The organism is Pseudomonas fluorescens (assembly GCF_001648775.1).
Taxonomy (GTDB): domain Bacteria; phylum Pseudomonadota; class Gammaproteobacteria; order Pseudomonadales; family Pseudomonadaceae; genus Aquipseudomonas; species Aquipseudomonas fluorescens_M.
The window spans coordinates 36,378-53,964 of record NZ_LVEJ01000006.1; the positions used below are offsets into that span (position 1 = coordinate 36,378).

At 60.4% G+C, this 17,587-nt stretch carries 17 protein-coding genes; 11 read left to right on the forward strand and 6 right to left on the reverse strand.

Going from position 1 to position 17,587, the window contains the following annotated elements:
• Window positions 1–26 precede the first annotated feature (26 nt).
• Together mazG and A8O26_RS07935 are read left to right on the forward strand one after the other, a co-directional pair.
• A complete protein-coding gene (gene mazG, locus A8O26_RS07930; RefSeq protein ID WP_064117518.1) occupies window positions 27–860 on the forward strand; it encodes a nucleoside triphosphate pyrophosphohydrolase in 834 nt (277 codons plus the stop codon).
• A gap of 25 nt (window positions 861–885) precedes the next feature.
• Window positions 886–1,428 (forward strand): DUF2058 domain-containing protein, encoded by a 543-nt coding sequence (locus tag A8O26_RS07935; RefSeq protein ID WP_016987455.1) that lies wholly within the window; start codon window positions 886–888, stop codon window positions 1,426–1,428.
• A gap of 70 nt (window positions 1,429–1,498) precedes the next feature.
• Here A8O26_RS07935 and A8O26_RS07940 read toward each other — a convergent pair whose 3' ends face one another.
• The 6 genes from A8O26_RS07940 to A8O26_RS07965 form a co-directional block, all read right to left on the reverse strand.
• Entirely contained in the window at window positions 1,499–1,687 is a 189-nt protein-coding gene (locus tag A8O26_RS07940; protein WP_007917473.1) for a hypothetical protein, read from the reverse strand.
• A 391-nt stretch (window positions 1,688–2,078) separates the two neighbouring features.
• A complete protein-coding gene (gene fabB / locus A8O26_RS07945) occupies window positions 2,079–3,299 on the reverse strand; it encodes a beta-ketoacyl-ACP synthase I (protein ID WP_003227152.1) in 1,221 nt (406 codons plus the stop codon).
• Between the two features lie 11 nt (window positions 3,300–3,310).
• Window positions 3,311–3,826: a 3-hydroxyacyl-[acyl-carrier-protein] dehydratase FabA gene (gene fabA / locus A8O26_RS07950; RefSeq protein ID WP_003227150.1), complete on the reverse strand. Its 516-nt coding sequence runs from the start codon at window positions 3,824–3,826 to the stop codon at window positions 3,311–3,313.
• A gap of 247 nt (window positions 3,827–4,073) precedes the next feature.
• On the reverse strand, window positions 4,074–5,978 hold the full coding sequence (locus A8O26_RS07955; protein ID WP_064117504.1) for an ATP-binding protein: 1,905 nt from the start codon (window positions 5,976–5,978) through the stop codon (window positions 4,074–4,076).
• A complete protein-coding gene (locus A8O26_RS07960; RefSeq protein ID WP_064117505.1) occupies window positions 5,975–6,907 on the reverse strand; it encodes a hypothetical protein in 933 nt (310 codons plus the stop codon). Before A8O26_RS07960 ends, A8O26_RS07955 begins: the two co-directional genes overlap by 4 nt.
• Window positions 6,908–9,031: a TonB-dependent receptor plug domain-containing protein gene (locus tag A8O26_RS07965; protein ID WP_064117506.1), complete on the reverse strand. Its 2,124-nt coding sequence runs from the start codon at window positions 9,029–9,031 to the stop codon at window positions 6,908–6,910.
• A gap of 196 nt (window positions 9,032–9,227) precedes the next feature.
• Here A8O26_RS07965 and A8O26_RS07970 point away from each other — a divergent pair, with 196 nt between their 5' ends.
• From A8O26_RS07970 to A8O26_RS08010, 9 genes are all read left to right on the forward strand, one after another.
• Complete coding sequence (locus A8O26_RS07970) at window positions 9,228–10,253, forward strand: NAD(P)H-dependent glycerol-3-phosphate dehydrogenase (RefSeq protein WP_064117507.1); 1,026 nt, start codon at window positions 9,228–9,230, stop codon at window positions 10,251–10,253.
• A gap of 30 nt (window positions 10,254–10,283) precedes the next feature.
• On the forward strand, window positions 10,284–10,631 hold the full coding sequence (locus tag A8O26_RS07975) for a DUF4389 domain-containing protein (protein WP_064117508.1): 348 nt from the start codon (window positions 10,284–10,286) through the stop codon (window positions 10,629–10,631).
• Window positions 10,628–11,080, forward strand: a complete 453-nt coding sequence (sixA, locus tag A8O26_RS07980; protein ID WP_064117509.1) for a phosphohistidine phosphatase SixA — start codon at window positions 10,628–10,630, stop codon at window positions 11,078–11,080. Before A8O26_RS07975 ends, sixA begins: the two co-directional genes overlap by 4 nt.
• A gap of 204 nt (window positions 11,081–11,284) precedes the next feature.
• Entirely contained in the window at window positions 11,285–12,940 is a 1,656-nt protein-coding gene (locus A8O26_RS07985) for an AMP-binding protein (RefSeq protein ID WP_064117510.1), read from the forward strand.
• A gap of 31 nt (window positions 12,941–12,971) precedes the next feature.
• Window positions 12,972–13,415, forward strand: coding sequence for a hotdog fold thioesterase (locus tag A8O26_RS07990; RefSeq protein ID WP_064117511.1), 444 nt, complete (start codon window positions 12,972–12,974; stop codon window positions 13,413–13,415).
• Window positions 13,416–13,691: 276 nt separating this feature from the next.
• Window positions 13,692–14,498: an alpha/beta fold hydrolase gene (locus A8O26_RS07995; protein WP_064117512.1), complete on the forward strand. Its 807-nt coding sequence runs from the start codon at window positions 13,692–13,694 to the stop codon at window positions 14,496–14,498.
• The gene (locus A8O26_RS08000) at window positions 14,495–15,349 is read left to right on the forward strand and encodes an alpha/beta hydrolase (protein WP_064117513.1); all 855 of its coding nucleotides are present in this window, start codon (window positions 14,495–14,497) and stop codon (window positions 15,347–15,349) included. The genes A8O26_RS07995 and A8O26_RS08000 overlap by 4 nt, the downstream gene beginning before the upstream one ends.
• A gap of 115 nt (window positions 15,350–15,464) precedes the next feature.
• The gene (locus A8O26_RS08005) at window positions 15,465–16,271 is read left to right on the forward strand and encodes a DUF4892 domain-containing protein (protein ID WP_064117514.1); all 807 of its coding nucleotides are present in this window, start codon (window positions 15,465–15,467) and stop codon (window positions 16,269–16,271) included.
• Window positions 16,272–16,340: 69 nt separating this feature from the next.
• Window positions 16,341–17,393, forward strand: coding sequence for an AI-2E family transporter (locus A8O26_RS08010; protein WP_064117515.1), 1,053 nt, complete (start codon window positions 16,341–16,343; stop codon window positions 17,391–17,393).
• Window positions 17,394–17,587: the final 194 nt, after the last annotated feature.

Sequence of the window (17,587 nt, forward strand, 5' to 3'; positions counted from 1 at the left end):
ATGGGTTTTGTGGTGAGAAATAAATGATGTACAGCCTTGAAGACCTGCTCCACCTGATGAACCGACTGCGCGATCCGCAGTTCGGTTGCCCGTGGGACATCAAGCAAACCTACGCGACCATCGTCCCGCACACCCTCGAAGAAGCCTACGAAGTGGCCGACGCCATCGAGCGTGGCGACTTCGATCACTTGCAGGGCGAACTCGGCGATCTGCTGTTCCAGGTCGTCTATTACAGCCAGTTGGCCAGGGAAGAAGGGCGCTTCGAATTTGCCGGGGTGATCGACAGCATCACCCGCAAGCTGATCCGACGTCATCCCCACGTGTTTCCTACCGGTGATCTGTACGCGCCGCTGGACGTGCCGCGCTTGAGCGAGGCGCAGGTCAAGCAGCGCTGGGAAGAGATCAAGGCACAAGAGCGCGCCGAGAAATCCGCCGCGCCCGAGCAACTGTCACTGCTCGACGATGTGCCGGCCACGTTGCCGGCCTTGTCGCGTTCCGCCAAGTTGCAGAAGCGCGCCGGCCAGGTCGGTTTCGACTGGCCGGACGCCTTGCCGGTGCTCGACAAGGTCCGCGAAGAACTCGATGAAGTCCTCGAAGCCATGGCCGAAAACGATCCGGTCGCGGTGGCTGACGAGATCGGCGACCTGCTGTTTTCCGTGGTCAATCTGGCCCGGCATCTGAAGGTCGACCCGGAAACTGCATTGCGTGGTGCCAATGGCAAGTTTGAAAGACGTTTCCGTTTTATCGAACAGGCATTGCGCGACACCCATCGTCCCATAGAAGATTGCACCCTCGAAGAGTTGGACGCCCTGTGGGGTGAAGCCAAACGCCAGGAAAAGAATGTGCCCAGCTGCGGCTGAGCAACTGCCCAAGTGAGTAAGCCCCATGAGTATTTCCCTTCGCGACCAGTTGCTCAAAGCAGGACTGGTCAACCAAAAGCAGGCCAAGCAGGTCAGCAAGGACAAGCAGAAGCAGCAACGTCTGGCGCACAAAGGCCAGATCGAACTGGATGACTCGCAGCAGCGCGCTGCCCAGGAAGCCATGGCCGAGAAGGTCAAGCGCGACCAGGAGCTGAACCGTCAGCAGAAAGAGAAAGCCGAAGCCAAGGCGCGTGCAGCACAGGTCAAGCAGTTGATCGAAGTCTCGCGTCTGCCGAAGTTGACCACCGAGGACTACTACAACTTCGTCGACGACAAGAAGGTCAAGCGCATCTCGGTCAACACGCTGATGCGCAACAAGCTCAGCAGCGGTTCGCTGGCGATCGTGCACCATGCCGGCGGCTATGAAGTGATTCCGCGTGAGGCGGCCCTGAAGATCCAGGAGCGCGATCCACAGCGTATCGTCCAGCTCAACGTGCAGACCGAGGAGGTCAGCACCGAGGACGATCCGTACGCGGCGTATCAGATCCCTGATGACCTGATGTGGTAAATCGATAAAGCAGTAACAACGACAAACCCCGCTCATGGCGGGGTTTGTCGTTTTCAATGCTGTGGTTGAATCAGGCGGATTTCAGGTCCCGCTGCTGTTCTTGCACTTCCAGTTCGGCCTTGTAGTTATGGGCATCGATCTCGTTGTGGAACATGCCGACCAGCAAGTCTTGTTGATGCACATCCCAGATGCGGATACCGGCGGCTACGCCTTCGTGGGACATGTGTGAATCGTCGCGTTCAGTTACTTTTACAGTCATCTGCTAGCTCCAAATCTCAAGTTATCTGCAGCAAGGCGTGTGCAGGACTCTGTTATATGATTTGTTAGCTTGCTAAGTAAACGGCTGATTTGTGCAAGGTGTTATTGCGTTTTTTGCAACAGTGCTACAGCCCGCGTAATCCGCGACATTCGGTCGCAGGGCGGTAAGTTTCATGACAGAAGTTTCATTTTCAGAAGCGCCGAAACTCATTGTGGGAGCGAGCCTGCTCGCGAATTCGGTGGGTCAGAGGACGATAGGGTGACTGGAATATCGCATTCGCGAGCAGGCTCGCTCCCACAGGGTTTTGCGGTGTTCCCGCTATTTTCTGCGGGCGAAAAAAAACGCCCCGAACCAGTCGGGGCGTTTTTGTGTGTGGCTCAAGCGGGGGGAATTACTTGCCTTCCCAGCGCTTCAGTACCAGCGTGGCGTTGGTGCCGCCGAAGCCGAAGCTGTTGCTCATCACGGTGTTGATGGTGGCGTTCTCGCGGGTCTTGGTCAGCACCGGCAGATCGGCCACTTCAGGGTCCAGCTCGTCGATGTTGGCGGAACCGGCAATGAAGTTGCCTTCCATCATCAGCATGCAGTAGATCGCTTCGTGAACGCCGGCAGCGCCCAGGGAGTGACCGGACAGGCTCTTGGTCGAGCTGATCGCTGGAGCCTTGTCGCCGAACACTTCACGCACACCTTTCATTTCCGCGACGTCGCCGACCGGAGTCGAAGTGCCGTGGGTGTTCAGGTAGTCGATCGGGGTATCAACGGTGGACATCGCCATCTGCATGCAGCGGATCGCGCCTTCGCCACTCGGGGCAACCATGTCGTAACCGTCGGAGGTCGCGCCGTAGCCAACGATTTCCGCATAGATTTTTGCGCCACGGGCCAGAGCGTGTTCCAGCTCCTCAACCACGACCATGCCGCCACCGCCCGCGATGACGAAACCGTCACGGTCGGCGTCGTAGGCACGCGAAGCTTGTTCCGGGGTGTCGTTACGCTTGCTGGACAGTGCGCCCATGGCGTCGAACAGGAACGACTGGCTCCAGTGCTCTTCTTCACCGCCACCGGCGAAGACGATGTCCTGCTTGCCCATCTGGATCTGTTCCATGGCGGTACCGATGCAGTGAGCACTGGTGGCGCAGGCAGAAGCGATGGAGTAGTTCAGGCCTTTGATCTTGAATGGCGTGGCCAGGCAAGCGGAAACAGTGCTGCTCATGGTCCGCGTTACGCGGTATGGGCCAACGCGCTTCACGCCTTTCTCGCGCAGGATGTCCAGCGCTTCCATCTGGTTCAGCGTGGAAGCACCACCGGAGCCGGCGATCAGGCCGGTACGCGGGTTGGACACCTGCTCTTCGGTCAGGCCGGAGTCAGCGATCGCGTCTTTCATGGCCAGGTAGGCGTAAGCCGCTGCGTGGCCGACGAAGCGATAGATCTTGCGATCGATCAGCTCTTCAAGGTTGAGGTCGATGGAGCCGGAAACCTGGCTACGCAGACCCATTTCAGCATATTCCGGGTTGAACCGGATGCCAGGGCGGCTTGCACGCAGGTTAGCGGAGACGGTCTCTTTGTCATTGCCCAGGCACGAAACAATGCCCAGACCAGTGATAACGACGCGGCGCATGCGAATAACCCTTAGAAGTTGTCAGTGGAGGTGAACACGCCGACGCGAAGGCCTTCGGCGGTGTAGATTTCGCGACCGTCGACAGTCACCGAACCATCGGCAATGGCCAGGTTCAGCTTGCCCTTGAGGACGCGTTTGATATGAATGTTGTACGTGACTTTCTTGGCGGTCGGCAGTACCTGGCCGAAGAATTTCACTTCGCCCGAACCCAGCGCACGGCCACGGCCCGGCAGGCCTTGCCAGCCCAGGAAGAAGCCGACCAGTTGCCACATGGCGTCCAGACCCAGGCAGCCCGGCATCACCGGATCGCCTTCGAAGTGGCACGCGAAGAACCACAGGTCAGGGTTGATATCCAGCTCGGCGACCAATTCACCTTTGCCGTACTTGCCGCCTTCTTCGCTGATCAGGGTGATGCGATCAACCATCAGCATGTTCGGGGCGGGCAGTTGCGCGTTACCTGGGCCGAACAGCTCACCGCGACTGCAGCGCAGCAGATCTTCCCGAGTAAAGGCGTTTTGTTTGGTCATGCGAGCTCCTCAATAATCCCATGCGGCAGGTGGGGCAAATCTTCCCGACCGTTCGAAGCGTTCATGCCTCGAACCGGCAGCCTACTCATAGACTATTGCGTTGTGGTGAAAGTCACAGCACCAAGGACATGAATGTACACTTGTGCACTGAAATTTTTATTCAAGCCCCTTTTGAGGCTCGTTCGGGTGCCTAAGACTGCCGCACTTTCGCTTTTCACGCCAGTCGCAGATGGTCGAAAGGCCCACACTACGACACCCAGCGCTGCAGAATCTGCTGCAGATCATTACGTTTGAACGGCTTCGCCAGATAATCGTTCATGCCCGCCGACAGACAGGTTTCGCGGTCGCCCTGCAAGGCATTGGCGGTCAGGGCGATGATCGGCACTTCGCTGCGGCCAGGCAGAAGTCGGATCTGCCGGGTCGCTTCGTAGCCATCGATGATCGGCAAACGACAATCCATCAGAATCACTTCGAAGTCGCTGCCCTCGGCACTGCGCACCGCCTGCGCGCCATCGGTGGCGACACTGACAGTAAAGCCCAGACTGCGCAGCATCGCTTCGATAACCGTCTGGTTCACCGGATTGTCTTCGACCAGCAAGACATTGCGCCCTTCGCCCTGGCCCTTGCCATTGAGCGCACGCGGCGCGGCCAATGTCGGCAGCGTCTGTTTATAGAGTGCCAACGGGATTTCCAGGGTGAACACCGAGCCGCGACCTTCTTCACTTTGCGCGCGCAAGGTGCCGCCCATGCGTTCGGCCAGCGTACGGGCGATCGGCAAACCGAGGCCGGTGCCGCCGTAACGCCGCGAAATCGAGCTGTCGGCCTGCTGAAAAGCGTTGAACATCAATTCCAGGCTTTCGGAAGAAATACCGATGCCGCTGTCGCGCACCGAGCAGGTGAACCACAGTAATTCGTGATCCAGCGACTGCCACTGCGCCTCGATGCTGACCCGACCCTGTTCGGTGAACTTCAAGGCATTGCCGACCAGATTGACCAGAATCTGCCGGATCCGCGTCGGATCGCCCTGTACCTGCAAACCGCGCATGTCGTCCGGGATGCGCAGATTCAGCGCCAGTCCGCGTTGTACCGCGCTGTGCTGGAACGACTGCGCGCAGGCGCCGATCAACTCGGCGAGGTTGAACGGGATGTGCTCCAGTTCCAGCTCCGAACGTTCGATGCGCGAGAAGTCGAGAATATCGTTGATGACTTTCAGCAAGTGCTCGGTGGACTCCGAGGCGAGGGCGGCGTATTCGACCTGTTCCTCGGTCATCTCGGTGGTTTCCAGCAGTTGCAGCATGCCGAGTACACCATTCATGGGCGTGCGCAGTTCATGGCTCATCATGGCCAGAAAGTCGGACTTGGCGTTGTTGGCTTTTTCCGCCTCCTCGCGAGTCTGGATCAATTGCGCCATGGCTTGATGCTGTTCGCGGCTGGCCTGTTCCAAGGCCTCTGCGAGGTTATTGATGTGTTGTGACAGCGCGCCCAGTTCGGTGTCATCGACAATTGGCAGCGGGGTTTTGTAGTCGCCGTCCTGAATCGCCTTGACCGCATCGCCGATATCGCGGATCGGTTGCGACAGGCTGCCGGCGAGGCGCCGCGCCACCACAAACGTAAAGAGCAGGGCAAACAGCGCCAGAATCCCGGCCTTAAGCAAGATTTCCTGCTGGCGCTGGCTGAAGGCATCGTTGGACAGGCCGACGATCACCCGCCCCAGATAGTCCTCGCCGGCGCCGCCGTTACTGACTTTGCCATCCTGGAAAAAATCATTGTGCAGGGCGATCCGTTGCAGGCGCACCGGCGCCTGGAACACCTCGACCTGATGCGGATGGCCGTGCGTGGCGGCCGGTTGTTCGACATACACCAGAATGCGGTTGGCGCTGTCCTGTACTTCGAGAAAGCGCACATTGGGCGTGGCCAGCGTCGCTTTGAGCAGGCTTTCCAGCACTTCGTTGTTGCCGGAAATCACCCCGTATTCGGTGGCGGGCGCGAGTTGGTTGGCGATCAGTTGCCCGGTGTGGTTCAGCTCCTGGCGCAAATCCTGAATGCGCACAAAGGTGAAGAAGCTGATCAACAACAGGGTCAACAACAACGCCGGGCCCAGGCTGATCAGCTGGGTGCGGGTGTTGATGTCCCAACGGCGACGGAAACTCATGGGCGGCGTTCTCCTTCTGTCAGCGCATTGGCGACAGACGCTTCATCCAGCGGTTCGATACCTAGGGAACGAGCGACTTGCGCATTACTTGAGACTTTAAAACGTGCGGGATAGAGCGTTCGCGGCCAACTGGCCGGCGGTTGGTCGAGCAATTGGTCGAGGATCGCCAGCCAATCGTTCTGATCGCTGTACGTGCTGGCCAGACTGCCGGCGCGGACGAAAGCCACGTTAGGACCAACCAGCGCGACTTGCCGTGAGTAACTGCTGAGCAGCAGATTTTTCGCGGTTTTCGGGTTGTACAGGTCGGGATCGTCGAGCCCGAGCAAGACGTCGCTGTTTTTCAGCACGGTTTGCAGCGGGCGACTGTCATGTGTGTTGTCCCAACGCTGGCTGACGATTTCCAGATTCAGCGGTCGCGCGGCCAGGTGCAGTTCGTTGAGCAGGAACTCACTGTGCTGATCAAACAGCACACCGATGCGCCGTGCCTGCGGCAGAATCCGTCGGATCAACTGCAATTGCCGGCTCAGCGGCGGATCGCTCCACAGAAGGCTCAAGTGCGGCGGTTGGGCATTGCCCAGTCGTTGCCGGGCCTGCAAACGGCTGATGCGCAGGACCAGCGTGGTCGGGCCTTGAGCGTCCTGCAGGCGCCAGTCGAGGCTTGGCAGATCAAGCAGAATCAGGCGCAGGCTGGACGGTAATTTGCCCGGTGCCGGCAGGCTGGCCAGGGGCTGGAAACGTACGTTGTCAGTCGGCCGCAACTCGCTCAGCGCCTGCACGAACGCCTGCACGCCGGGACTTTCCTCGGCACCCGTCAGCAAAATATCGGCCGCCTGCACCGCGACGCCATGCAGCCACGCGGTCAAAAACAGACAACAACCCGCCAGCCAGTGGCCAAGGGTCGGCATCTTGCGTGACAGGCCGTGGCGCATCTAGAACTCCAACTCAGCGCTGAAGTACATCACGTGGCGTTGGTCATAGTTGTTATCGACGAAGGTGGTCGGCGCGTGGTCGAGACGCTGTTGCAGCACGCCGGCCAGTTGCAGTTGGGCCTTGCCCAAGGCGATGCGTTTGGCGATGCGCGTGTCGAGCCGTTCGAAGCGATAGCCGTTGAGGGCGTTGTCGCCGTAATAGAAGAGGGCGCTGTTCCAGCCGTGACCCCAATCGCGCAGCCAACCGGCGGAACCGCTGTTGCGCGAAGTGAATTGCTGGTCCAGCGGATTGCTCGCCTCGGCGTCGACGAAGGCGTAGGTGAAACGCAAGCGGTCGGCAAGGCTCACGCGCCAGTCGAGCTGGGTTTCGGTGCCACGAAAGCGTGAGCTGTTGGCGTTGCTCGCGATGTATTGGTTGTTGCGCAGTGGCTCACTGATCATCCCGGTGATCTCGTCGTAGAACAGCTTCACATCCAGGGCCAGGCCCAGCTCGGCGAAGTAGCCGTTGTAACCCAATTCGCGCGAGCGCATGTGTTCCTGATCGAGATCGCCCGGGCCGCGGGTCTTGACGAAATAGCGCGCTGAAGACTGGCCGTAGGCCGAGGGCCGCAAATTGCTGACCTGATAGCTCCAGTTCACATTGTTCTCGAACATGTCCGGCGAGCGGATCGCCTCCGAGTACACCGCGCGCAGGCCATGGCGCGGGTTGATCAGGTAATTGACGGCAAAGCGCGGTGTCAGCGAACTGCCGATCAGTTGCGTGTCTTCGAACATCGCGCCGCCCTGCAACAGCCAGTGTTCAGTGGCGCGCCATTCCAGTTGGCCGAACGCCCGCCAGGTGGTGTCGTCCAGCGTGCCGTTGAAATAGGTTTCGGAATCGGCGCGGTCGTAACGATAGTTCATGCCACTGACCAGACGCAGGCTGTCGGACAGGCTGAGGGTGTCCTGCAGTTCGAGGTCGTAGCGCGACTCGCGGGCGCTCTGGTCGATGTCGCCGCACAGGGTTCGACTGGCACCGTTGCGCCATTGATCGAGCACCTGATTGGCCAGGGCCATTTCCTGCGGAGTGCCGGGCGCGGCACCGGGGCCGGTGAAACGGGTGATGTTGCGCGCCAGCCGTTCGGTGTAGTTCGGGTTGAGTTGCCACAGTTGCGTCAACTCGGGGCTGAACGACACTTCGGCATCGCAGGCGCGCCAGGTTTGCTGACGATCCCAGTGCTGGGCCGAGCCTTGTATATAAAGGCTGTGTTCGGGATTGATGTCGAGGTTCCAGCGCACCGAGCCGGCGTAATCCTTGGCGACCACGTCGGAATTGTTGCCGGCGGCGGTAATCCCCGAGAACACCGGGCGGTAGGTGTAGGGCCGCTGGTTGCTGCCGTCTTTTGCGTTGAGCTGCCAATCGAGGCTTTGGTCGTCACTGAGGGTGTGACTGACCGCAAGACTGAAACGGTTCAAGCGGCGACTGTCGCGATAATCGGCGCCGCTGCGATCAGTGTCGAAGCCGTCGTCTTCCTGGCCGGACAACGACAGGCGCAGGTCGCCGCCATTCCAGCCGGTGCCCTGGCTGGCATAGAAGTCATTGATGCCGCGCTGGCCACGGGTGTACTTCAACCGCGTGCCGTGGCTGTCCGCCGGGTGACGGGTGATGATGTTGACCACCGCCATCAGCGCGTTGGCGCCGTAACTGACGGTGTTCGGGCCGCGAAATACTTCGATGCGCTCGATGTCTTCCATGGCCACCGGAATATCGCTCCAGTCCACCGTGGACAAACCGGCGCGATACACCGAACGGCCGTCGATCAACACCTGCATGCGCCGCGCTTCGGTGGCGTTGGTGCCGTGATAATTGACCGCCGCCTGATTGCCGCTGATGTTGCCGACCATCATCCCCGGCACGAGGCGCAGCAGTTCGCTGATGTCACGGGCGCCGCTGGCGCTGATCAGTTCGCTATCGAGTACGGTCATGCTCCCGGGCACTTCCGCCGGGGTTTGTTTCAGGCGCGTGGCGGTCAGCACCTGCGGCAGTGCTTCGTTGTCCATGAACAGATCGTCGGCCAGCAATACCGGGCTGAACAGCAGCGCCAGTAAGACGGACGAACGCGGGGACGTAGAGCCAAAAGACACGGCACAACCTTGATAGCGAAGAATTGGCGCGCATGTTAACCGAGGGGCGCGACTTTTCCAGTCACGTTGCAGGCATTTTCCTAGGTTTTATTGGTCTTCTTCCTACAAGTGTCGGTAATTGCTGCTGGGGCTGGCCGCGCGTGGGGCGCCCCGTATAATGCCGGCATCGCCACTGGTATGGATTAACGGATTGCATATGACTGAACAGCGCCCGATTGCGGTCCTGGGAGGCGGAAGTTTTGGTACCGCCGTGGCCAATCTTTTGGCCGAGAACGGCCATCAAGTCCGGCAGTGGATGCGTGACCCCGAGCAGGCCGAGGCCATCCGGGTCAATCGCGAAAACCCGCGTTACCTCAAAGGCATCAAGATTCTGCCGGGGGTGACTGCCGTCACCGACCTGCAGGCAACCCTCGACGCCTGCGACTTGTGCTTTGTCGCGCTGCCGTCGAGCGCACTGCGTGCGGTGCTGGCCGTCCACGCCGAGCGGCTCAGCGGCAAGATGCTGGTCAGCCTGACCAAGGGCATCGAAGCCCAGACGTTCAAACTGATGAGCCAGATTCTCGAAGAGATCGCCCCGCAGGCGCGCATCGGCGTGTTGTCCGGGCCGAACCTGGCGCGGGAAATCGCCGAACACGCACTGACGGCCACGGTGGTCGCCAGTGAAGACGAAGAACTGTGCAAAGCCGTGCAAGCCGCGCTGCACGGTCGCACCTTCCGCGTTTACGCCAGCGCCGACCGTTTCGGCGTCGAGCTGGGCGGGGCGTTGAAAAACGTTTACGCGATCATCGCCGGCATGGCGGTGGCGCTGGAGATGGGCGAGAACACCAAAAGCATGCTGATCACCCGCGCACTGGCGGAGATGACCCGCTTTGCGGTGAATCAGGGCGCCAATCCGATGACCTTCCTCGGGCTGGCCGGTGTCGGCGATTTGATCGTGACGTGTTCGTCGCCGAAGAGCCGCAACTATCAGGTCGGTTTCGCCCTCGGTCAGGGCCTGAGCCTCGACGAAGCGGTGTCGCGCCTCGGTGAAGTCGCCGAAGGCGTCAATACCCTGAAAGTGCTCAAGGCCAAATCCCAGGAGGTTGGCGTCTACATGCCGCTGGTCGCCGGGCTGCACGCGATCCTGTTCGAAGGACGCACGCTGGAGCAGGTGATCGGTCTACTGATGCGTGCCGAACCGAAAACCGACGTCGACTTTATTTCCACCAGCGGTTTCAACTGATTGCTTTTATCTACGGGCAGGGAGTGAGTCATGAACGATCCGAAAACCGAAGCCAAGTACGAATCCATTCTCCTGCGCGTGTTGTGGATGATCATCTATGTGCTGGTCTGGCAAGTGGCGCAGTTCATCCTCGGCGCGGTGGTGCTGGTGCAACTGATCTATCGTTTGATCTATGGCGCACCGAGCGCCAGCCTGATGAATTTCGGCGACAGCCTGAGCCAGTTCCTGGCGCAGATCGGTCGTTTCGGCAGTTTTCACAGCGACCAGAAACCCTGGCCGTTCGCCGACTGGCCAACGCCGCGTACCCCGGAAGGTGAAGCGCCGCACGCCGTCGCACCGGCGCCGCATCCGGTTCGAGATGAGGAACCCAAACTATGAAACTCTGGGTATTGCGTCACGGCGAGGCCGTGTCTTATGGCTCGTGCCCCGACTCCGAACGGGAACTGACCGATCACGGTCGCAAAGAAGCCTTGAGCAGCGCCGCCCGCTTGATCGGCCAGCCGCTGACGGCGATTTACGCCAGCCCTTATCTGCGCGCGCAGCAGACCGCGCAGATTGTTCGCGAGGCGCTGGGTTTCGAACCGGAGATCCGTACGGTCGATTGGCTGACGCCGGAGGTTGATCCGGACAAGGTCACCGATCAACTGGTGTCGGTGAGCAATGTGCTGCTGGTCAGCCACAACCCGCTGGTGGGCAATTTGCTCAGCTATCTGCAGCATGGCGCCGGGTATCCGCCGGAGAAGGTCAGCACTGCCGGGTTGGCGGAGCTGGAGAGCGCTGAGTTGCTGATCGGCTCGATGACCCTCAACAGCCTCAAACATCCGTAACGCTGATCCCTTGTGGGAGCGAGCCTGCTCGCGAAAGCGGCGTGTCATTCACTCTTTATGTGTCTGACAGCCTGCATTCGCGAGCAGGCTCGCTCCCACATTGGTTTCTGCGTAAGCCATGAAATTATTTGTTTGAAAATTCCAACCAAGCACTTGCTTGGTTGACTACGCTTGCTCCAGACCAAAAAAACAGGAGCGAGTCGCATGTCTGCCGCCTTCCGTTTGCCGCTGGACGTGTTCTACGAACGTGAAGCCCGACACCCGCGCCAGCGCTTTCTGGTGCAGCCCGTCGGTGGCGGGCAGGTCGAGACGCTGAGCTGGGCCGACGTCGGCCATCAGGCCCGCTGCGCCGCGCACTGGCTGCGTGCGCGCGAGTTGCCGCAAGGCAGCCACATCGCCCTGATCTCGAAAAACTGCGCGCACTGGATCATCGCCGACCTGGCGATCTGGATGGCCGGCCACGTCTCCGTTCCGTTGTATCCCAACCTCACTGCCGACTCCGTGGCGCAAGTGCTCAAGCACTCGGAAAGCGTCCTCGCCTTTATCGGCAAACTCGACGACTGGCCGGGCATGGCCAAAGGTGTGCCGGCGGATCTGCCGACCATCAGCCTGCCGCTGCACCCGCCCGGGGAGTTCGATTTCACCTGGGCCGACCTGCAATGCAGCTCACCGATTCAGGACGATCCGCGCCCAGGCGCCGAGCAACTGGCGACGATCATCTATACCTCGGGCACTACCGGGCTACCGAAAGGCGTGATGCACAGTTTTGCCAATTTGGGTTTCGCCACAACGCACGGCACACAACTGTTCGGGCTCAACGACAACGATCGGCTGCTGTCGTACCTGCCGCTGTGCCATGTTGCCGAGCGCATGTTCGTTGAACTGGCCTCGATCTACACCGGGCAGACGGTATTCTTCGCCGAGAGCCTCGAAACGTTTATCACTGACTTGCAGCGCGCGCGGCCGACCGCGATGTTTGGCGTGCCGCGCATCTGGACCAAATTCCAGATGGGCGTGTACAGCAAGATCCCGGCGAAGCGCCTGGACTTCCTCCTTGGCCTGCCATTCATTGGCAAGCGGGTCGGGCACAAAGTGCTGGCGGGCCTGGGGCTGGATGCCTTGCGCGTGGCGCTTTCTGGCGCGGCGCCCGTGCCGCAGACCTTGCTCGCCTGGTATCAGAAGCTTGGCCTCGACGTGCTTGAGGTCTATGGCATGACCGAGGGTTGTGGCTACTCGCACATCTGTCTGCCGGGGCAATACAAACAAGGCTGGATCGGTAAGCCGTGCCCGGATGTCGAGGTGCGCATTGATGAGTCGGGCGAGGTGCAGGTGCGCAGTCAGGCGAACATGCTCGGCTATTTCAAGGAGCCGCTGAAAACCGCAGAGACGATTACCGAGGATGGCTTTCTGCGCACTGGCGACAAAGGCGAACAGGATGCTGAAGGGCGCTTGCGCTTGACCGGCCGACTGAAGGAAATCTTCAAGACCAGCAAGGGCAAATACGTCGCCCCGGCGCCGATCGAAAACCGTCTGGCGGTGCATTCGCGGATAGAGCAGGTGTGCGTGGTCGGCGATGGCTTGAGTGCGCCGCTGGGTTTGTGCGTGCTGTCGACGGTCAATCAGGAGGAGGGGCGGGCGAGCCTTCATTCGAGCCTGGAAAAACTCCTCGAAGAGGTCAACGCCGTGCTCGACAAGCATGAACGTCTGCGCCGTCTGGTGGTGGTCAAGGACAGTTGGGCGGTGGAGAACGGCTTTCTCACGCCGACCCTGAAGATCAAGCGCAACGTCATCGAAGACACTTATGGCGCGCGTTTCGAGGAATGGAGCGAGCGCAGCGAGGCGGTGCTGTGGCAGGATTGAGCGATCACTAAAACAACAAAGGAAGTCCGCGATGAGCTTGTGGCGTACCACTCCCAACATCGAGCAGTTGAACGCGATCCAGAAGAACACCATCGGCGAAGTGCTCGACATCCGCTTCGAAGCGTTCGACGAAGCGTCACTGACCGCGAGCATGGTCATCGACCATCGCACCCATCAGCCCTACGGCTTGCTGCATGGCGGCGCCTCGGTGGTGCTGGCGGAAACCGTTGGCTCGATGGCCAGTTACCTGTGCATCGATGCCAGCAAGTTCTATTGCGTCGGCCTCGAGATCAACGCCAACCACTTACGCGGTTTGCGCAGTGGCCGGGTGACGGCGGTGGCCAAGCCGATTCATATTGGGCGCACCACGCATGTGTGGGACATTCGCTTGACCAGTGATGAAGGCAAGGCCAGTTGTGTGTCGCGGTTGACCATGGCAGTGGTACCGCTGGGTGAGCAGCCACCCTCACCCTAACCCTCTCCCGGAGGGAGAGGGGACTGACCGAGTTGAATGCTCAATTGACACCGGCCTGAGAGATTGAGTCGACTGAAGATCTCGAAGCCTTTGAAGATCGGCTCCCTTTCCCCCTCGCCCCTTGGGGGAGAGGGCTGGGGTGAGGGGGAAAGCGATCTCCCTGACACACCATCACGCTGACCGGACTGTCATCATTCCTGGCAGTTACGGTCATTGCTGTAAGCCGCGGTGTTGCGGACAATCAACGCCACGTTTCCCGCTCATGGATTTGCCAGCATGTCGCAACCAATCTTCTTCGCCCACGCCAACGGCTTCCCTTCGGGCACCTATGGCAAGTTGTTCGCGGCGCTGGCGCCTGAGTACCGGGTTGCGCATCTCGAGCAGCATGCCCATGACCCGCGTTTCCCGGCCGACGACAACTGGTACAACCTTGTCGACGAACTGATCCATCATTTGCAGCAGCAGGACCAACCGGTGTGGGGTGTCGGCCACTCGTTCGGCGGGGTGCTGCATCTGCACGCGGCGTTGCGTTGTCCTGAACTGTATCGCGGCGTGGTGATGCTTGATTCGCCGGTGCTGACCCGTACCGATCAGTGGGTGATCCGCGCGGCCAAGCGTTTTGGTTTTATCGACAAACTGACCCCGGCCGGTCGTACGTTGGGTCGGCGTGAAGAGTTTGCCGATCTTGCCAGTGCGCGCAGCTATTTCGCCGGCAAGACCTTGTTCCGGGGATTCGATCCGGAGTGTTTCGACGCTTATCTACAACACGGTTTGCATCCCGTCGGCGACAGACTGCGCCTGCGTTTTGATCCTGCGACCGAAATCAGCATCTATCGCGGTGTGCCGCACACCAGCCCCGGCCGCACCCGGCAATTGCAGGTGCCGTTGGCGGTGGTGCGCGGGCACAAGAGCAGCGTCGTGATGCGCCATCACACCCGTTTCGTCTCGCGCATGCCGCAAGGCGAAGCGCTGAGCATGCCCGGCGGCCACATGTTTCCCCTTGAGCGTCCGCAGGACACTGCACGCCTGTTGAAGAATCTGTTTACTCGCTGGGAAAACCGTCAGGACAAGGATTGCGCATGAGCCCGACCTTCGAAGAAGTGCGCCTGAGCCTGCCGCATATCGAACTGGCGGCGCATTTGTTCGGGCCCGAGGACGGGCTGCCGGTGATCGCGCTGCATGGCTGGCTCGACAACGCCAACAGCTTTGCCCGTTTGGCGCCCAAGCTCAAAGGCTTGCGCATCATCGCGTTGGACATGGCCGGGCACGGGCATTCCGGGCATCGCCCCAACGGCGCCGGCTATGCGCTGTGGGATTACGCCCATGACGTGCTGCAAGTCGCCGAACAACTCGGCTGGAAGCGTTTCGGCCTGCTCGGGCATTCGATGGGCGCCATCGTGTCTATGGTGCTGGCGGGGTCGCTGCCGGAGCGCATCAGCCATCTGGCGCTGATCGACGGCGTCATTCCTCCTACAGACAAAGGCGAAAACGCCGCCGAGCGCATGGGCATGGCCCTGCAAGCGCAACTGGATCTGCGTGAGAAGCGCAAACCGGTTTACAACACCCTCGATCGCGCCATCGAAGCGCGGATGAAGGGGTTGGTGGCAGTCAGTCGCGAGGCCGCCGAATTGCTGGCCCAGCGCGGATTGATGCCGGTGCCGGGCGGTTACACCTGGCGCACCGACAATCGTCTGACCCTGCCATCGCCGCTGCGCCTGACCCAGGAACAGGCGATGGCCTTCGCGCTGCGGGTCAGTTGCCCGGCGCATCTGGTGGTCGCGGCTGACGGCATGCTGGCCAAACATCCTGAGTTGCTGGAGCGTCTACCCTTTAGCCGGGAACAGCTGGCGGGCGGGCATCATTTGCACCTCAACGACGAGGCCGGTGCCGACCTTGTCGCAGACTGTTTCAATCGGTTCTTCGCCATTCCTTGACTTGCCGCGGGCAACTGTCGAGGCTGGGCGGGTTGAAATGGGAGACAACCACGATGGATTTCTATACCGCTGCGACCCCGACCCGCCACGTCATGCCGATCCGATGAGCCTGACTATGCGGTCACTCAGTCTGTTGGCGCTGTGCTGTTTCAGTTCCGTTTCCTTCGCGGCCGATGTGCCGGGCAGTCAGGATCTGCAGATCGTGCCACGTCTGGCCGATGCGCAAATCGTCGACTATCGCCCTCCGGTCGAGCTGGAACGGATTTATCCGCTGGGTTCGATCCGCAAGATCAGCGGCCAGTTGCGTTTCGACGGCCAGGTCACCGCCCGTGGCCAGACCACTTCGGTCACCTATGAGTTACCCCCCGAACATTCCGCCACCGAAGCCTTCACCGCGGCTCGCGAAGCCTTGCAAAAGCAGGACGCCGAGTTGCTGTTCTGGTGTCAGGCCCGCGATTGCGGCGAAAGCAGTCTGTGGGCCAACGAGGTGTTCGGCAATTCCAAACTGTACGGCGCTGACGAGCAGCAGGCCTATCTGCTATTGAGGCTGGCGGCCCCGCGCGACAACACGCTGGTGGCGCTTTACAGCATCACCCGCGGCAATCGCAAAGCTTATCTGCATGTCGAGCAGTTCGAGGCGATCGCGCCGTTGGGGGAATTGCTGCCAACATCGGCAACGCTGTTGCGCCAGCTCAAAAGCACCGGTGAACTGGATTTCCCCAAACTGGTGAATGATCCGGATGACACTTGGCTACGGCTGATTTCCCGTGGTCTGAACCTCGATACCACTCAGCGCGTGACAGTGTCCGGACCGAAAGCCGAGGCCTGGCGACAGGCACTGATCAATCAGGGCGTGCGTGCGGCACGCATGGAAACCGGCAGTGTCGAAGGCTCTGGCCTGCGCATCGATCTGTTGCGGTAAGCTGTTTTTGGCGAGCACGAACCGCGTGCTCGCCTACTCTTTGCCTGACTGACTTTTTCGAGACCTTACATGCTCAATAACGATCGCCTGCTGGTGCAGATCCTGCTGCTGGTGTTGTTTGGTGCCAGCCTGTGGGTGATGGCGCCGTTCTGGTCGGCGCTGTTCTGGGGCGCGGTGCTGGCGTTCGCCAGTTGGCCGCTGATGCGCCTGCTGACTCGCTGGTTGAAGGGCCGTGAATCGTTGGCGGCGGCGATTTTGACCCTGGGCTGGATGTTGTTGGTGGCGGCGCCGCTGGTGTGGCTGGGGTTCAATCTCGCCGATCATGTGCGCGATGCGACGGCGTTCATCAAGGATGTACAGGTCGACGGTTTGCCCGAGGCGCCGCTCTGGTTGGGCACTGTGCCATTTGTCGGTGAACGGCTGGTCGGGCTCTGGAACAGCATCGATCAGCAGGGTGCGGCGCTGATGGTGTCGGTCAAACCGTATCTGGGCCAGGTCGGTAATTGGCTGCTGGCGCGCAGTGCGCAGATTGGCGGCGGCATTCTCGAGCTGACCCTGAGCATTGTCTTTGTGTTCTTTTTCTATCGTGACGGGCCGCGACTGGCGGCGTTTGTGCACAGTCTGCTGGAGCGTTTGATCGGTGATCGTGCCGGTTATTACATCGAACTGGTGGCCGGTACGGTGCAGCGGGTGGTCAACGGGGTGATCGGTACGGCGGCGGCGCAGGCGGTTCTGGCGTTGATCGGGTTTTTGATTGCCGGGGTGCCGGGGGCGTTGGTGCTCGGGATCGTGACCTTTCTGTTGAGTCTGATTCCGATGGGGCCACCGTTGGTGTGGGTGCCGGCGACGGCCTGGCTGGCGTGGAAGGGTGAGTACGGGATGGCGGTGTTTCTCGGGATTTGGGGGACGTTCATCATCAGTGGCGTGGATAACGTGCTCAAGCCGTATCTGATCAGTCGCGGGGGGAATTTGCCGTTGGTGATTGTGTTGCTTGGGGTGTTTGGCGGGTTGATTGCGTTTGGGTTTATCGGGTTGTTTATCGGGCCTACGTTGTTGGCGGTGGCTTATAGTTTGTTGACGGATTGGAGTAAGAGTCAGGGGCGGGTTGAGGAGCGGCGGTAGCGGTTTTGGGTTTTGGGTTTTGGGTGAATATCCGTTGCTGCGGTAACGGCTGCTTAGGGTTTCGCCCTTACGGCGACTCACTTTTTTACAAGCGCCTAAAAAAGTAAGCAAAAAACGCTTGCTCCTACGTGCGGCCCGCTCGCTGGGGCTCGGGGTTCCTTCGCTCCGGGATTGATCCGGGCGCAGCGCCTACG

Bases quoted from the DNA above. Each gene is read 5' to 3' on its own strand.
- A8O26_RS08010 (WP_064117515.1), top strand. From the start codon at position 16,341: ATGCTCAATAACGATCGCCTGCTGGTGCAGATCCTGCTGCTGGTGTTG.
- fabA (WP_003227150.1), bottom strand. From the start codon at position 3,826: ATGACCAAACAAAACGCCTTTACTCGGGAAGATCTGCTGCGCTGCAGT.
- A8O26_RS07970 (WP_064117507.1), top strand. From the start codon at position 9,228: ATGACTGAACAGCGCCCGATTGCGGTCCTGGGAGGCGGAAGTTTTGGT.
- fabB (WP_003227152.1), bottom strand. From the start codon at position 3,299: ATGCGCCGCGTCGTTATCACTGGTCTGGGCATTGTTTCGTGCCTGGGC.
- A8O26_RS07975 (WP_064117508.1), top strand. From the start codon at position 10,284: ATGAACGATCCGAAAACCGAAGCCAAGTACGAATCCATTCTCCTGCGC.
- A8O26_RS07935 (WP_016987455.1), top strand. From the start codon at position 886: ATGAGTATTTCCCTTCGCGACCAGTTGCTCAAAGCAGGACTGGTCAAC.
- A8O26_RS07960 (WP_064117505.1), bottom strand. From the start codon at position 6,907: ATGCGCCACGGCCTGTCACGCAAGATGCCGACCCTTGGCCACTGGCTG.
- A8O26_RS07990 (WP_064117511.1), top strand. From the start codon at position 12,972: ATGAGCTTGTGGCGTACCACTCCCAACATCGAGCAGTTGAACGCGATC.
- sixA (WP_064117509.1), top strand. From the start codon at position 10,628: ATGAAACTCTGGGTATTGCGTCACGGCGAGGCCGTGTCTTATGGCTCG.
- mazG (WP_064117518.1), top strand. From the start codon at position 27: ATGTACAGCCTTGAAGACCTGCTCCACCTGATGAACCGACTGCGCGAT.
- A8O26_RS07940 (WP_007917473.1), bottom strand. From the start codon at position 1,687: ATGACTGTAAAAGTAACTGAACGCGACGATTCACACATGTCCCACGAA.
- A8O26_RS08005 (WP_064117514.1), top strand. From the start codon at position 15,465: ATGCGGTCACTCAGTCTGTTGGCGCTGTGCTGTTTCAGTTCCGTTTCC.
- A8O26_RS07985 (WP_064117510.1), top strand. From the start codon at position 11,285: ATGTCTGCCGCCTTCCGTTTGCCGCTGGACGTGTTCTACGAACGTGAA.
- A8O26_RS08000 (WP_064117513.1), top strand. From the start codon at position 14,495: ATGAGCCCGACCTTCGAAGAAGTGCGCCTGAGCCTGCCGCATATCGAA.
- A8O26_RS07955 (WP_064117504.1), bottom strand. From the start codon at position 5,978: ATGAGTTTCCGTCGCCGTTGGGACATCAACACCCGCACCCAGCTGATC.
- A8O26_RS07995 (WP_064117512.1), top strand. From the start codon at position 13,692: ATGTCGCAACCAATCTTCTTCGCCCACGCCAACGGCTTCCCTTCGGGC.